This window comes from Bacillus spongiae, assembly GCF_037120725.1.
Lineage (GTDB): Bacteria > Bacillota > Bacilli > Bacillales > Bacillaceae_K > Bacillus_CI > Bacillus_CI spongiae.
This window is the reverse complement of the sequence record NZ_JBBAXC010000002.1, coordinates 366481-382794: the sequence shown is the minus strand read 5'-3', so window position 1 is coordinate 382794 and position 16314 is coordinate 366481. Positions and strand designations below refer to the sequence as shown.

The following is a 16314-nucleotide window of genomic DNA, read 5'->3' as shown; positions in this document are numbered from 1 at the left end:
GAGTTCCAATATAGTTCGGTTTTTGTAATTATAACTCTTGTTATATAAGAAATTATTCGGCTTAGAGAATGGTACATTTAGTTTTGTCCCAGCCTCGCTTTTTGTTTTCGTAAAATAGGAATGGGAAACCGCTCGTGATCACTCTTCTAAAAAAAATTGAATGATTTTCATAAAGATGTTCTACATATACATAATATTGTAGGTAGCCTTGATAATTCCATTAGAATACTGCTTCATATCCATTAATTCCAATTTAAGGGAAGGATTTATGCTACCGAACAAGGAAATTCCTTCACCGACTATAATAGGATTAATCTTTAATACTAATTGATCAATAAGTTTATGTTTAATCAACGAGCCTGCTAATTCTCCACCCCCACATAACCAAATTTTACTGTTGACTTGCTGCTTTAGATCCTTAATAAATACAATAGCATCTTCTTTAATTAGTTTGACTTCCTCATTGGACATAAACTCTAAAGAGTTTGAAAATATGTAGTGTTTTATGCCCTTATAGCTAGGTTCACCAGGCTTAGCTCCTAATTGAAATCCGAATTCATATGTTTTTCCACCCATCAACACGGATTCATATTGCTGTATATCTGTTAAAAAGTCAGGAACATGATCCCCTTCAAATAAAAAAAGAGATTCGTCAATTTTCCCCTCTATCATAGGTTGGTCTGCAATAAAATTATCTAATGAAACGGCAACATAATAAATTATTTCAGCCATTCAATCATCCCTCCTAAAGAGTTCATCTCTATTTACTCCCAACATGCAGCCAGCTAAAATGCTTTCTAGAAAAATACTCATTTCTGATAGGCTACCAAGTAATGCTTTTAAGGTATCAAGAAAACTATTGCTACCTCTTAACAAAATACTATTCAACAACCGTGCTCCTCATAACCATTTGTCAATATCTTATCAATTTAACCAAAGAGTTGGTATATACCTTAAAAATAAAAATCACACGATATTGCATTCATTGCGAAAGACGAAATAAACCGAAAAGTATAGGAGGTTAAAATATTGAATTTAACCTCCCCTTACTCTAGTATTAGTTTTACTTTTTCGTTAAAATCCTTAACCATTAGGCTATTGTTTTACTCTACAAGCTTAATGAACTATTTGAAGAGGCTATCAATTTTGTTTCGGTCATAATCGAATAGCCATTCATTATAAACTTTATAACTATCTCGTATTGTATCAATTGATGTGGCAATCAAGTTACAACCTCTATCATCATAAACATGAAAAATAGTTTCTCTATCCCTATTTATTATGTAAAAATCATGAAAAATGCTTGGCCATAAGCCCATATCTTGATTACAAATTTTAATATTTGAACGTATTGAAAATCAGATGTTTTGCATGCAAGACTAAATCGATGTGTTCTATAGACTCCATCCTCATCATCCTCTGGGAAGATATACGGAATGGTACTTTGCTGTAACGCTAATAAAACGGAACTCTCTTTTACATACTTAGAAAAAATGTTCAATTTATGTTAAAAAGTGTTGCCGTCTGCGAAATCATTTACATCTACAACTAGATAAATATTATCTTCCGGTGCATGTAAAAACTTAATAAACATTTTTTAAATATGGACAATTTTGATAAATAGTAGTGCTATCATAGTCCACACCTAACTCGAACCGAATGCCAATTTCCCAATGATAAAAAAGGGTGGTCTTTAAGTTAAGTTAGGGAACTTTGCTTTCAGATATCTATTTAAGGACATGTAAAGACTTCCTCTCTTAGTGTTTGAACGTGTACTTCTTGTGTATTTTACCTATTTCTTAATTATAAATAGACTTTGGTCAACTTTCCGATGACAATCTCAATAACTGTCGTGCACCTCCCAAACCGTTCTAAATAAAAGATTAAGAAAGCTAACATGTATACGGATTATAGTTTATTAAGAAACTTATCTATCAAGCTTTTAGTAATAAAATCGAAAAAAGCGCAAGGTGATCCTGCATAACTTAATTCATAAATACCGATGTAATTTACGGAGATTAGAAGGAATACACAGTTTACGCAACAATTTGTGGTGGAGTTTACTATATAAGACACCCACGTTGCGAGCTGATGACTGAAAAAAAAAAAAAATCCTGTCAAAATATAAACAGGATTTTTACATTACAAATGATAAAAGATGGTATCTTATTAGGATGATTGCTCTTCAGAAGGTTTTCCAATTAGCACTGTACGAGGCTTGCTTCCTTCATAAGGTCCGACGACACCTCTCTCCTCCATTGCATCGATGAGGCGAGCAGCACGTGTATACCCAATTCGGAAACGGCGTTGAAGCATGGAAACGGATGCCGTTTGCATTTCGGCAATAAGCTGTACTGCTTCGTCATATAATTCATCTTCCGCTTGAGAAGTTACTTGCTCTTCGTTTTCATCTGGAATCATCTCTTCTTGGTACTGAGCTTTCTGTTGAGAAATAACAAAATCCACAACTTCCTCAACTTCATCATCTGATAAAAATGCTCCTTGAACCCGTACTGGCTTAGATGCCCCTACTGGTAAAAATAGCATATCTCCTCTTCCTAATAGCTTTTCTGCGCCTCCCATATCGAGAATCGTTCGGGAATCCGTTTGGGATGACACGGCAAATGCAATTCTAGAAGGAATATTCGCTTTAATTACTCCTGTGATAACATCTACCGACGGTCTTTGAGTCGCAATAATTAAGTGAATCCCCGCTGCTCTGGCCATTTGAGCAAGTCGTGTAATCGAGTCTTCGACATCATTTGAAGCGACCATCATAAGGTCTGCTAACTCGTCGACAATAACGACGATATAAGGTAGATTTGGTTGTTTTTCTTCTTGTTCTGAATTGTGACGATGAATATATTCATTATACCCTTCAATATTTCTCGTTCCAGTATGCGAGAATAATTCATACCGTCTTTCCATTTCACTAACAACCTTTTTTAATGCTTGAGAAGCTTTTTTTGCATCTGTTACGACAGGTGCAAGTAAGTGTGGGACCCCATTATAAACATTTAGTTCTACCATTTTAGGGTCTACCATCATTAGTTTTACTTCATGTGGCTTTGCCCTCATTAATATACTCGTAATAATTCCATTAATACAAACACTCTTTCCACTACCTGTTGCTCCTGCAACAAGTAAATGAGGCATTTTATTTAGTTCAGCTCCAACTGCCTCTCCTGTAATATCTCTCCCTAAACCAATCATTAGTTTTGAATCAGGGCGGTCTTTTTCATTTGACTCAAGCACTTCTCTTAACGAGACCATTGCCACTTCTGAATTTGGCACTTCTATCCCAATAGCTGATTTACCCGGAATGGGTGCTTCAATTCGAATATCTTTGGCCGCTAATGCTAACGCCAAATCATCTGTTAAATTAACTATTTTACTTACCTTCACCCCTACATCGGGATGTATTTCATATTTTGTTACGGCAGGCCCTAGGTGAACTTGTGTTACCTTTGCCTTAACTCCAAAGCTTTGGAAAGTCCTCTCCAGTTTAGCTGCGTTTGCATGTATAAGACGATACTCACTACTTTGATCAGCTTGTCTAGGTCGGCTCAATAAAGAAATAGGAGGAAGTTCGTAATCGACGTTTTCAACTTCAGTAAATGTAATAGATGGTAGTGAAGCTTCTTCTTCCGTCGAGACCTTACTCATTTCGCCCTTGTTCTCTGATTCACTATTCTCAATATATTGATCATCTGGTGCAGAATCGTCCCCATACGCTTTTTGAACAAAACTAGAAATAATCGGATCAATTCGTTCTTCTTCATCATCACTCTCTACTATTTCATAAGAAGTTGTTTCCAAAGCCTCATTTGATTGATCCTCTTTTTTCTTTTCGTTCTTTCGCATCTTTCTATTTTCTTTCTTTTGCTTGCGATCCTCTTTCCACTCTTCCAAATCCTGCTGAAACGCGTTCCACTGTTTTTTTACTAAATCTTTTACATAGTTAAAGAATTGTCCAAACAACTCACCAAATGATTTTCCTGTTAAAAGGATGAATCCAATCATAATGAGAATAATACTAAAAATTTGGGTCCCCCATGAATCAAATAAAAAATAAAAGAGGGCAAATAGAGTTGCTCCTAACATCCCTCCACCCAAGTCTGAAGTTGAAAGCTCGCCTCGAACGTCTGCCCAGAATAAGCTCCAAGTATTTTTAATTACACTTGTAGACATTTGACCATTATTTGATAACTGATTAAATAATTCAACATGACTAAGTAATAATAGAGCAAGTACAATTATGTATACGCCTACAAGTCGCATCCGAAATAAGAACGGCATTTCCCTTTTAATCATTAAATATCCTGAGAGTGCAATCATTCCGATAAAAGCTAGAATAAACCATTCACCAAGGAAAAAGCGTGAAAAAAGAACAAAAGCTTTTCCTACGGCTCCTACTTCCACAATAGCAATTAAGCTTAATGCAATCAGGACCATACCTATAAGCTCATATTTTAATGTTTGTTTTATTTTTGTTTGCTTTCGAGACCGCTTTTTTCTTTTTGCCATTTGTCATCACCTATTTTTAATTGCTCGATAGAAAAAGCAGCCAACATCGGCTGCTGTTACCTCCTTATTATACCATACACAATAGAACCTAACACAGTTAAATAAAATCAGAAAGGTACTGTCCTGGCGTAATGCTGTCGTTCATATAATGTTGTGGATCACTACTTAACACTCTGACAACTCTATAGCCTTGTTGGTCTTGCTGGACAATGACAGGTATTCCATTAAACGTTACCATCTTTTGCTCATCATATAGATTTATCGCTGTTGGGAAGATGAGTTCATAAGGAACCGTCGTATGTAAAATCATTGAATAAGCTCCTCCTTATTATCCTTGTCTTGGTCAATTAGTTCATTTAACTTTTTAATAGCTTCTCCTACGCCACCAACAAAATCAATCAGCCCATATTTTACAGCATCATTTCCCACGACATTCGTCCCGATATCTCTAGTTAAATTCCCTTTTGCAAACATTAAATTCTTAAAATCCTCTTCAGAAATATTGCTATGACCTGTCACAAATTTAACGACCCGCTCTTGCATTTTATCTAAATACTCAAATGTTTGCGGAACACCAATGACTAACCCTGTAAGACGAACAGGATGGATTGTCATCGTTGCTGTTTCAGCAATAAATGAATAATTACACGAAACAGCAATAGGAACACCGATAGAATGTCCCCCTCCTAACACGATTGAGACAGTTGGTTTAGATAATGATGCTAACATTTCTGATATTGCCAAACCTGCTTCAACATCACCTCCAACAGTGTTTAAAACGATCAAAACCCCTTCTATTTTCGGGTTTTGTTCTATCGCTACAAGCTGAGGAATAATGTGCTCATACTTTGTCGTCTTATTTTGAGGGGGAAGCTGCATATGACCTTCTATTTGTCCGACAATGGTTAAGCAATGAATGTTTGAATCCTGTGACATTTGTGGTACATTCGTTTGACCCAATTGCTGTATCTTTTCTAAAAGGGGTGATGAGCCTTTGTCATCTTTACCTTTTTCCGGTGTCGGTTGATTCATAAATAAAGAATGGTCCATTCTCTTTCCAACTCCTTCTATACGTATATCTCTAGTATCTTTCACTTTTAGCTTTTCATTCAATGAATACTAATTAGCTTTTCAATCGGTATATTACCGACCGACTAAAGAAAACTAAAAAAACACACAGCTATATTCATTACTATAGCTGCGTGTTTTATAAAAATGGGCGTTCTTTTTTCCCAGTTAACTTATTTGTCTTACACTTCCATAATGATTGGTAAAATCATTGGACGACGCTTCGTTTTATTAAACAGGAAGTAATTTAGTTGATCGCGAATTTCTTGTTTAATATTTGACCATTCGAAGCTTTTCTTTGCAATGTTTCTTTCAACAATCTCTTTTATTAAGTCAGTTGATTGTTCGATAAGTTTCTCGGATTCTCTTACATAAACAAATCCTCTTGAAATAATCTCAGGTCCTGACACAATAGAATGGTCTCTTCGATTCAATGTCACTACAACAATAAAAATTCCATCTTGTGACAGAAGCTTACGGTCACGTAAAACGATGTTTCCAACATCTCCAACACCTAGGCCATCAATCAATACGTTTCCTGCAGGAACTTTGCCACTTACTCGCATCTTTTTCTCCTTATACTCAACAATATCACCTTTATCGGCAATATAAATATGATGACGAGGAACTCCAGATGCATGTGCTAAAGCAGCATGACTACGAAGCATGCGATATTCACCTTGAATTGGAATAAAATATTGAGGCTTCATTAAGTTTAACATCATCTTTAAATCTTCTTGACTTCCATGACCTGATACATGTACTTTCTTTGGTCCCGTTAAAACATTTGCCCCCGCTCGATAAAGCATATTCACTGTTTTAGATAATATAAGCTCCATACTTGGCGATGGCGTAGCGGCGATAAAGACTGTATCTCCTTCTTCAATATTGACATGTTTATGGTTTTGCTTGGCCATCTTTTGAAGAGCTTCTAGAGGCTCACCTTGATTGCCAGTAGCTAAAATAACGATTTCATCTTGATTGTATCCTTTTGCCTCTTCCATAGGAATCAGTATATCTTCTTGGACATGAAGGTATCCTAACTTTAAAGCAATTTCAAATACACGTTCAATACTTTTCCCTACAACAGCCACTTTTCGTTGGTTAGCATAAGCTGAATCAAACACTTGTTGAATTCTTATTAAGTTGCTCGCAAAGCAGGCAACAATAATTCTCCCTTTCGATGAATGGAAGGCGTCAGATAACTCAGCAGCAATTACTGTTTCAGAAGTAGTATATCCAGGTCGCTCTGCCTCTGTACTATCAGAAAGCAAACATAATACACCTTTTTCACCTATACGTGCCATTTTACCTATGTCTGGCTTATAATGACCCTTTGCACCTTGGTCAAATTTAAATTCTCCTGTATGTACAATACTGCCTTCAGATGTGTTAATACAAACTCCCACTGAATCAGGTATGCTATGGGTCGTTTTAAAGAAGTTAACACTTACGCGACCAAAGAACAATTCGCTTTTCGAATGCACTGTGTAAAATTTCACTGGTTGATAAAAATGATCCTCTTTAAGTCTAGCTTTTGCCAGTGCCACCGTTAATTTAGTCCCATACACTGGAGCCGTTACCTTCCTAAGAACGTATGTCAATGCACCAATTGCATCCTCATGCCCGTGCGTTAAGAAAATCCCTTTGACACGCTCTTTATTTTCTTCAAGGTAACGAATATCAGGAATAACGATATCAATCCCTAGCATTTCATTTTCTGGAAACTTAAGCCCTGCATCGATCACAAAAATTTCCTCGTCTACCTCAACGACGTACATATTTTTTCCGATTTCTCCCACTCCACCAAGAGGTATAATCTTAATGGATTCATTCTTTCTCTTACTCACTCTAGTAATCCTCCTCTGTTGACTTCCCCGATCAATAATCAGTTATTCTTATTATACTTTAAGTTTTTTTTCCTGTACAACCAAATTATTAAAGAAAAGCAGAACTGCCCGTTCAGCGACGTATAAACTTGAACCGCTTCGTATGAGATATAGGAAACACGAAGAGCGATAGCGAATCGATGTTGACTTATCGTAAGGAGGAGTGGGCAAGTTTACTAGTCGTTGGGCAGTGGCGCTAGACAACATTAAGGAACGAAGGCTAAGTTCGCGACGTCCTGTCGCAACGCCTTCATGACCTACATCCTGTAGGCCTAAGCGGAGGAGGCTCGCTCTGGGGCGACAGGCAACTGACGCAACGCGCAGGAAATCCTGATTTCCGGAGTGGGGTGACAGTTGACCCCGAGCCACAAGCCGACGGAGCTAGACAACAAAGAAAAGCGGAGTCGGGTCGCTCAGCAGCGACAGGCATTTGACAAAGCGCGCAGGAAATCCTGATTTCCGGAGGGATTTGTCAAATGACCCCGAGCTGCTACCCGACGGAGCTAGACAATAAGAAAAGCGGAAGTGCCTGATCAACGTCGTATAAACTTGAACCGCTTCGTATGAGATAAAGGAAACACGAGGAGCGGGAGCGAATCGATGTTGACTTATCGCAAGGAGGAGTGGCCAAGTTTACTAGACGTTAGGCGCTGCAGCTAGACAATAAGAAAAGCAGAACTGCCCGTTCAGCGTCGTATAAACTTAAGTCATTATGGAACGAAGGCTAAATTCGCGACGTCCTGTCGCAACGCCTTCATGACCTACATCCTGTAGGCCTAAGAACTCAGAGCTGAAAGAACTGTAAAAGGAGCGCATCTCAATTGAGTTGCACTCCTTCTTGTTAGTTAAGTAAACCTTTATTAGTCTAACATTTTACACTTCCGTTAAACTATCCTATCTTGAATGTAAGATGAACTAGAAATAGCAATAACTTTCAACTCTAGTGCACTTTACTTCAATAATTTTTCTGCTTCAGCTAACTTTTTTCTAAGTATCTTAAATCCATTAGTAAGTTCTTCACGGTTTTTAGCTGACTTCATCCAATTTGGGAGTCTACTTGCAAGACTTTGATTTAGATTTGGTACCCTTTCTCTTAAAGTTGAAAGAATATACCCTTCCATGAAATGAAGATGTTCTTTATTGTATGCCCATAGGGTTTGACCACAGCAATTGGTATTTAACCAAGTATTAAATCCATAAAAGGTATCCCTTTCCCAAGAATCCATCGGATTATTTTTGTGGACAATACCACAATTACAACATATAAATCTAAATCCCAATTCCTCATCATTATTTCTCGTCGCTACTACAACCTTATTACAAGTAAGACATTCCAATAAGATGGAAAAGTTAACTATAAAGTAATCAATTGATTCACCATTATCTTTAAATTTTGAATTACTCACTTATAACAAACCTTCTTTTAAAGTTTTCTTTAACATTAACTATCCCTGTTATACATCACTGCCAATTTTTAAAAAGGTGCGTTACCCATTTTTGATTTACAAGGATACTAGACAAGAATCATTAACTTCTTACTAAATAAGGAGAAACATGATTAATATCTCCCCTTGAATGTAATTACTAATCTAAGTCAGAGAAAGCACTTGAATATTGAACAATACCTTGAACATTTTCAAGGGCATTGGGCTTTAATTCAAGGGCCATGAAAATTTCGTCTGGTACATCAAAAGGCGCCTGTATATTCCATAAGCTAGCTGGTTTAAAACCAAACTTTGGATAATACTCACTATGACCTAAAACAATTACTGAATGATAACCAAGCTCTCTTGCTTTTTTTATTCCCATATGTACTAATTGACTGCCAACACCCTTTCTCTGATATTCTGGTTCAACAGACAGCGGAGCAAGAGCTAAAGCTTCTACAGCGTCACCTCCATCTACAATTGCTACTTTTGAAAATAGTATATGGCCTATCCTATCTTTATTTTCATTTAGAGCAAGTAATGACAGTTCAGGAATAAAAGCATTCGATTTTCTAATCCGATTGACAAGTAAATGCTCTGTTTTATCGCTAATCTCTACATTGGAAAAAGCTCTTTTAACAACCTCTTCGGTTTTACTATATTCTTTTTTGAGTTCTGGTCTTATTATAATTTCCATTTATAGTCTCCTAACATTATTTGTATTGGGTATTTTTCTATAAATGGCACTCTTTTATAGGTTATATCCCTTTAAGAAGGTGTACTCACTCAGTTTTAAACACCTGTATAACTTCATAGAGAAAAATACGACGTTATTTTAAGAGAGTCTGTTACAATCTCCTCTGATTGTAGCATATTATTCATTTTCTTTATTTCACAATTAGGCCTTTTCCTATTTAAAGACGGTACTTTTACTAGATTAGCGCACAATGATGAAATCATTGAATTCAAGATAAAAATTTGCAGCCTTTAATTCTCTTAAATCTTTGCTGCAATCATCAATAGTAAAAACTACAAGTATTTGTTGTAGCATTATATTATTTCTAGAATAGTATATAGTAACTCTATGTATTTAAGGAGGTAATTTAATGAATTCTACGTATATCATAATAATGGTATGTTATATATGTATGATAGTATCCATGGGGGCTACTTCAGGATTATTTACTCGAATACCCGTTCAAAATTCAGTATTTATCCAGCCAGAAGCGGCTATTTAGATAATTTCCCACTTTTCACCATTCTTCTTTTTCCGTTCATTAAACCTCTGTCATATGACCCCTTTAATAATGACCGAATACAACGAACTCGGTGCCACCCTAGATGGATTATCGATTTAAATGTTCCTCTGCTTTCATGAGTTTTTTAATTTATCTGTGGTAATTTCATATATATATTAGCAAAATATCTTAATAACATAATGTATTAAAAGCAGGATGGCTTTAATTTTAAATCTGAGGATCCCTGCATCTTCTTATCAAGTAGATACTTTCCCCGAGCAGATAATAATAGACTATTCATCTTCCTGAAATTTAACAATGAAATGCACAATAGCTGAGGACTCAAATTCGAAATAATTTTATGCTGGCATTTCTACCTATTAATAAAAATTCAGGAGCAAAATCTATACATGGAATATCCTCTCCTTAATAGGAGAGGTTTCCCTTATTATGAATTACATATCGTTGCACTACTTCGAGCTTATCCCGTTTGATTTGAAAACAATGTAACCTTCCTTGGAAATGGTACTTTGAGTTTCGTTAGTTCCGGTGAAAATTATAAACTACGTGGCACGTTAATCCTCTAAAAAGACTTCTCTTAATTCTGGCCCAGCAGCTAAAACACTTCCTTGTGAGCCTTTCCTTGCATTGGCTGGATAAATTTTATATTCTAGCTGATCTCCACTACCTTTTGGAAACGTATAATCCACGGAATAATACTCCCATTGATCCGATACGGTAAAATAGTTATAACCAGTTCCATTCCCTTCATTATCTTCAAGCTTCAATGTGATCTCCTGAGAGTCATATCCGTCTGCTGCTTTTAACCATACACCTATTTGATAACTTTTCTCTGACGGGTTACGATCAACTTTTTTCCGAATCCATGACCAGCTTTCACTTGGTGCTATAGAAGTTAGTTGATATACCGGTAACTCCTTGTACAACTGTGCCGTTTCTCTCACAGCTGTATTTTGGGAGGAATCAAAATCGTAGAAAGATACCTCCTTCAATTCTGGTGCAGCAGCTAAAACACTTCCTTGTGAGCCTTTCCTTGCGTTGGCTGGGTAAATTTTATATTCTAGCTGATCTCCACTACCTTTTGGAAACGTATAATCTATGGAATAATACTCCCATTGATCCGTTACAGTGAAATAGTTATAACCAGTTCCATTCCCTTCATTATCTTCAAGCTTCAATGTGATCTCCTGAGAGTCATATCCGTCTGCTGCTTTTAACCATACACCTATTTGATAACTTTTCTCTGACGGGTTACGATCAACTTTTTTCCGAATCCATGACCAGCTTTCACTTGGTGCTATAGAAGTTAGTTGATATACCGGTAACTCCTTGTACAACTGTGCCGTTTCTCTCACAGCTGTATTTTGCGATGAATCAAAATCGTAGAAAGATACCTCCTTCAATTCTGGCCCAGCAGCTAAAACACTTCCTTGTGAACCTTTCCTTGCGTTGGCTGGGTAAATTTTATATTCTAGCTGATCTCCACTACCTTTTGGAAACGTATAATCTATGGAATAATACTCCCATTGATCCGATACGGTAAAATAGTTATAACCAGTTCCATTCCCTTCATTATCTTCAAGCTTCAATGTGATCTCCTGAGAGTCATATCCGTCTGCTGCTTTTAACCATACACCTATTTGATAACTTTTCTCTGACGGGTTACGATCAACTTTTTTCCGAATCCATGACCAGCTTTCACTTGGTGCTATAGAAGTTAGTTGATATACCGGTAACCCTTCGTACAACTCTGATGTTTCTCTTACTGCTGTGTTTTGCGACGAGTCAAAATCGTAGAAAGATATTTCTTTTAATTCTGGTGCAGCAGCTAAAACACTTCCTTGTGAACCTTTCCTTGCGTTGGCTGGGTAAATTTTATATTCTAGCTGATCTCCACTACCTTTTGGAAACGTATAATCCACGGAATAATACTCCCATTGATCCGTTACAGTGAAATAGTTATAACCAGTTCCATTCCCTTCATTATCTTCAAGCTTCAATGTGATTTCCTGAGAGTCATATCCGTCTGCTGCTTTTAACCATACGCCTATTTGATAACTTTTTTCTGACGGGTTACTATTTACCGTTTTTCTAACCCATGACCAACTATCATTTGGAGATGTAGAGGTAAGTTCATAAACGGGTAACCCTTCGTACAACTCTGACGTTTCTCTCACATCTGTGTTTTGAAACGAGTCAAAATCGTAAAATGATTTTTTGCTATATTCAAACATTGCGGATACTGGCTTATGGTCGGACAATTTATTCCCCTTACTATCTAAAAAGTCGCTATTCGGAACGTTATAATTCGTCACATTCAACTCTAGGTCGTCACTTTCTCTGAATAAAATTTTATCAATTCGTCCACCTGATTCGCCGATATCTGGAATTTCCCCATTATTCGATATTTCAGCCCATGCATCAGAAAAACCTGCTTCTACGAATTGACGGACACCATCTTTATCTTTCCAGTGACTATTAAAATCACCAGTCACAATAACAGCATGCCCCTTCGACCATTGGTCAATTTTTGATAATACCTGCTGGAAATTCTTTTTTCTAACTGTATAATCAGAACCACTTCCACCAGCGTCTGCGTGCAAATTATATACATCAATAAATACACCCTCTGAAACTTCATGTCTAGCATATGAAAAGCCTTTAGGAGTTAAGCAGTCAGATCCATCACTAAATATTCCGTTGCAATCATTCCAATCCTCACGTTTAAATCCTTTAAATGGAAAATCTGACATTCGGTTTAATCCGTCTCCAAACCCCATAATGCCAGAGTGAGAAGAAAGGTAATCATGATCTACTCTCGAAATCAGATCACTATGATAATTGAAATCTTCTTGAACCAGGACAAGGTCATAGTCATTTAATCTTGGGCTAATGAGTTTTGTATTAGTAGCTGGGTTTGATGAGGAAACGGGATCCCATAGTCCAGCAACATTGTAGGTCAACAAGGAAAATGATCCAGATTTACTTTCAGCTTTTGTATCAGGAGTTTTAATAGCCATGAAAAATAAACATATGAAAAAAATGAGTGATAAAATGTACGATTTCTTTATCATATAACGACCTCTCTCTATAAAGTTTTTTGACTTACTTGTTTCGTTAAGTTTCTATTTATTCATAGACTGTTTTACTTAGTTGGGGTATGACTAATAAATTTATGTAGATTACAAAGATGGTGGTACGCTGTTGTTTGTAGAAGTATTCTAATGGGGACTTAAAGTAAAAAGAATATTAAGAAAATTATCAAGATATGTTTTTACTATCGCACTTGATGAGGTTTCATACAATTCACCTTGGGAGAATGGGTGATGTCAGATTGACTAGAGTCTATTGTATAATCTTGAAACATTACATATGTAATAGAGAGTGCCGGCGCCTACAATCCCTATCGTCTTAATAATAGAACAAAGCTCTTAGAGAGTAAATAACAAGAAATGTAGGATTTTGTCGTTAATTATTTTTTATGAAAATTCTGAATAAAAAAATAGAAACATAGTAATTATAGCTAAAAAATGAAGACTTATAGACTTATAAAAATAATGCCATCACCTATAAATACTTCTAGTGAAAAAACTTGAGAATGGACGCAGAAACTCTCCTATCTTTTCTCCTTTTTTAAAATAGACACACAGAAGGAACAAACCACAAACTCAAGAATTTAATTAAATGAGCGTTGAGTACGAGAAAAATTGAACAAAGAAAAAGTCTTACTGATAATTCAATAAGGGAGCAATGAAGCGATTCATTTTTAAACAAATCAGATGCTGACATATCCTTGAGTACTTCCTATCACTCAGTACAATTGCGTATCATGCATAAAAAGAGCTGGATTCCTTAAGAACCCAGCTCTTTTTATGTGCATTGGAGAGGAAGATTTTCATCCTACTTTCCTAAATATCCGATATTATATTTCGCCCACTGTCATTTAAAGTAACGCTTGAAGTGTATTACGCTCTTCTTCTGTTAAGGGAATTAGAGGCAACCTGACAGAACCTACATCCATACCCGTTAATTGGAGTGCTGTTTTAACTGGAGATGGGCTTGGTTGAGCAAATAATCCATTCATTAAAGGGAGAAGCTTTTGATGTAAAATAGCTGCTTCAGCATGATTTCCATCAAGGAAAGCATTTATCATTTTTTTCATTTCGTTTCCAATAATATGGGATGAAACAGAAACAACTCCTACTCCTCCAATGGAGAGAATCGGTAGGGTTAACCCATCATCGCCACTATAAAGAAGGAAATCTTCTGGCGTATTTGCAATAATTTCAGTCATTGCATCTAAATTCCCACTCGCCTCTTTTACAGCAACGATGTTGTCAATCTTAGATAACTTAATGACTGTTTCAGGTAAAAGGTTTGTTACTGTTCGACCTGGAACATTATAAAGCATTACAGGTAAAGAGGTTGCTTCAGCAATTGATTTAAAATGTTCATATAGTCCCATTTGAGATGGTTTATTATAATATGGGGTTACAACTAATACTCCATCAATTCCTGTCTGTTCAGCTTTTTTTGTTAAGTCAATAGAAGCGTAAGTATTATTACTTCCCGTTCCAGCAATAACTGGTACACGTCCATCTACCTCTTTCACAACGTGGGAGAACAAAGCGAGCTTCTCTTCTGTCGTTAAGGTTGGAGACTCTCCTGTGGTTCCCGCTACTACGAGAGAGTCCGTACCATTTGCAATTAAATAATTTACAAGGGCAGATGTTTTCTTAAAGTCAATATTCCCTTTATGATCAAAAGGTGTCACCATTGCGGTTGAAATTAGACCAAAGTTCATGCTTTTCCTACACTCCTATTCCATTTTTTATTCGTTGAGCTGCTTTTCTGGTACCTCTTCTAAGTGAAAGACGTCATGCAGAGCATTAACAGCACTAACAAGATCTTTATCTTTTACTAAAACCCAAATCGTTGAGTGACTATCAGCTGATTGAAGAATGCGTATTCCTTTTTCCGCTAAAGCTGTTACTATCGTAAACGTTATTCCAGGAACTCCTGTCATTCCCGCACCTACGACCGATACTTTTGCGCAATTGTACTCTACAACAGGTTGATGAGAAAGGTCTTTTAAGGTTTGAATAGCCTTTTCTATCACATCTTCCGATACGGTGTACACAACTCCCTGAGGTGAGATATTGATAAAATCGACAGAAATATTCGCCTGTGCCATGGCTTTAAATACTTCAGACTGCAAATTATATTGATCCTTTTTAGCAAACACTTTTATTTGAGCAATATTTGGAACATGAGCAATTCCCGTGACAGGTCGTTCATCCATTATATAGTGGTTTTGTCTATGGTCTAATGAAGTAACGAGCGTTCCTAATTCGCTAGAATAGGTTGAACGAATTCTGATTGGTATTTTCGCTGCCATAGCGATTTCAACCGCACGAGGATGTATGATTTTTGCCCCTTGATACGCCATATTGCACACTTCATTATAGGTAACGACTGATAAAGCTCTCGCCTTTTTCGTTAATCCTGGGTCAGCTGTCATCATTCCTGTAACATCGGTAAATATATCGACATATTCCGCTTTTAACGCGACACCTAAAGCAGCAGCAGAGGTATCACTACCTCCCCTTCCAATCGTTGTAACATCTCCATTTTTACCTGCTCCCTGAAACCCAGCTACCACAACCACATCATGATTTTTTAATAACTCCACAACCCGTTCAGTTTTCATTTCAATAATTTTAGCGTTAGTATGGTCATTATTCGTTATAAATCCTGCTTGAGAACCTGTTAATGCGACCGCATTGATTCCTTGTTCTACTAGCATATTAACAAATACTAAGCTGGAAATAACCTCACCACAAGACAATAATAAATCTTGCTCTCTTTTGGTTAGAAGCGTATTCGATCCACCTACGTGGGAAAGAAGGGTGTCAGTTGCATAAGGGTCCCCTTTCCTTCCCATGGCTGACACTACCACTACCACCTTATACCCATCAGTTCTAGCATTTTTCACATGGTTACATGCTCGTTGCCTTCCATCTTCATCTCTAACTGATGTTCCTCCAAACTTTTGCACAATAAGCTTCATTTTTACACCTCTGTTTTCTAATTATTCCCTTAGGCAGCCTATTGGGGGTCAAAAAAGTGAAGCTTTATTAATGG

The 16314-nt window shown here is 36.7% G+C and carries 12 protein-coding genes and 1 pseudogene; 1 reads left to right on the top strand and 12 read right to left on the bottom strand.

What is annotated here, in order from left to right; all coding sequences use genetic code 11:
- Positions 1–180: 180 nt before the first annotated feature.
- From WAK64_RS04040 to WAK64_RS04000, 9 genes and pseudogenes are all read right to left on the bottom strand, one after another.
- Positions 181–732: a dihydrofolate reductase family protein gene (locus WAK64_RS04040; protein ID WP_336585660.1), complete on the bottom strand. Its 552-nt coding sequence runs from the start codon at positions 730–732 to the stop codon at positions 181–183.
- The gene (locus WAK64_RS04035; RefSeq protein ID WP_336585659.1) at positions 733–888 is read right to left on the bottom strand and encodes a hypothetical protein; all 156 of its coding nucleotides are present in this window, start codon (positions 886–888) and stop codon (positions 733–735) included. It lies immediately after the preceding gene.
- 236 nt (positions 889–1124) lie between these two features.
- A pseudogene (locus tag WAK64_RS04030) lies at positions 1125–1741 on the bottom strand (DUF3885 domain-containing protein).
- A gap of 428 nt (positions 1742–2169) precedes the next feature.
- Complete coding sequence (locus WAK64_RS04025; protein ID WP_336585658.1) at positions 2170–4527, bottom strand: FtsK/SpoIIIE family DNA translocase; 2358 nt, start codon at positions 4525–4527, stop codon at positions 2170–2172.
- Between the two features lie 97 nt (positions 4528–4624).
- On the bottom strand, positions 4625–4837 hold the full coding sequence (locus WAK64_RS04020; protein ID WP_336585657.1) for a YlzJ-like family protein: 213 nt from the start codon (positions 4835–4837) through the stop codon (positions 4625–4627).
- Complete coding sequence (locus WAK64_RS04015) at positions 4834–5559, bottom strand: ClpP family protease (RefSeq protein WP_336585702.1); 726 nt, start codon at positions 5557–5559, stop codon at positions 4834–4836. The genes WAK64_RS04020 and WAK64_RS04015 overlap by 4 nt, the downstream gene beginning before the upstream one ends.
- Before the next feature lie 218 nt (positions 5560–5777).
- Positions 5778–7445, bottom strand: coding sequence for a ribonuclease J (locus WAK64_RS04010; protein WP_336585656.1), 1668 nt, complete (start codon positions 7443–7445; stop codon positions 5778–5780).
- A gap of 989 nt (positions 7446–8434) precedes the next feature.
- Positions 8435–8890 (bottom strand): hypothetical protein, encoded by a 456-nt coding sequence (locus WAK64_RS04005; RefSeq protein WP_336585655.1) that lies wholly within the window; start codon positions 8888–8890, stop codon positions 8435–8437.
- 178 nt (positions 8891–9068) lie between these two features.
- A complete protein-coding gene (locus WAK64_RS04000) occupies positions 9069–9608 on the bottom strand; it encodes a GNAT family N-acetyltransferase (RefSeq protein ID WP_336585654.1) in 540 nt (179 codons plus the stop codon).
- Between the two features lie 409 nt (positions 9609–10017).
- Between WAK64_RS04000 and WAK64_RS03995 the strand changes: the two genes are divergently transcribed.
- Positions 10018–10149 carry a hypothetical protein gene (locus WAK64_RS03995; RefSeq protein ID WP_336585653.1) on the top strand — a complete coding sequence of 44 codons (132 nt, stop codon included), beginning with the start codon at positions 10018–10020 and terminating at the stop codon, positions 10147–10149.
- A 575-nt stretch (positions 10150–10724) separates the two neighbouring features.
- On the opposite strand, the gene WAK64_RS03990 is transcribed toward WAK64_RS03995, so the two are convergent.
- The 3 genes from WAK64_RS03990 to dapG form a co-directional block, all read right to left on the bottom strand.
- The gene (locus WAK64_RS03990; RefSeq protein WP_336585652.1) at positions 10725–13244 is read right to left on the bottom strand and encodes a hypothetical protein; all 2520 of its coding nucleotides are present in this window, start codon (positions 13242–13244) and stop codon (positions 10725–10727) included.
- An 869-nt stretch (positions 13245–14113) separates the two neighbouring features.
- On the bottom strand, positions 14114–14974 hold the full coding sequence (dapA, locus tag WAK64_RS03985; RefSeq protein ID WP_336585651.1) for a 4-hydroxy-tetrahydrodipicolinate synthase: 861 nt from the start codon (positions 14972–14974) through the stop codon (positions 14114–14116).
- A 27-nt stretch (positions 14975–15001) separates the two neighbouring features.
- Positions 15002–16240: an aspartate kinase gene (dapG, locus tag WAK64_RS03980; RefSeq protein WP_336585650.1), complete on the bottom strand. Its 1239-nt coding sequence runs from the start codon at positions 16238–16240 to the stop codon at positions 15002–15004.
- Positions 16241–16314: the final 74 nt, after the last annotated feature.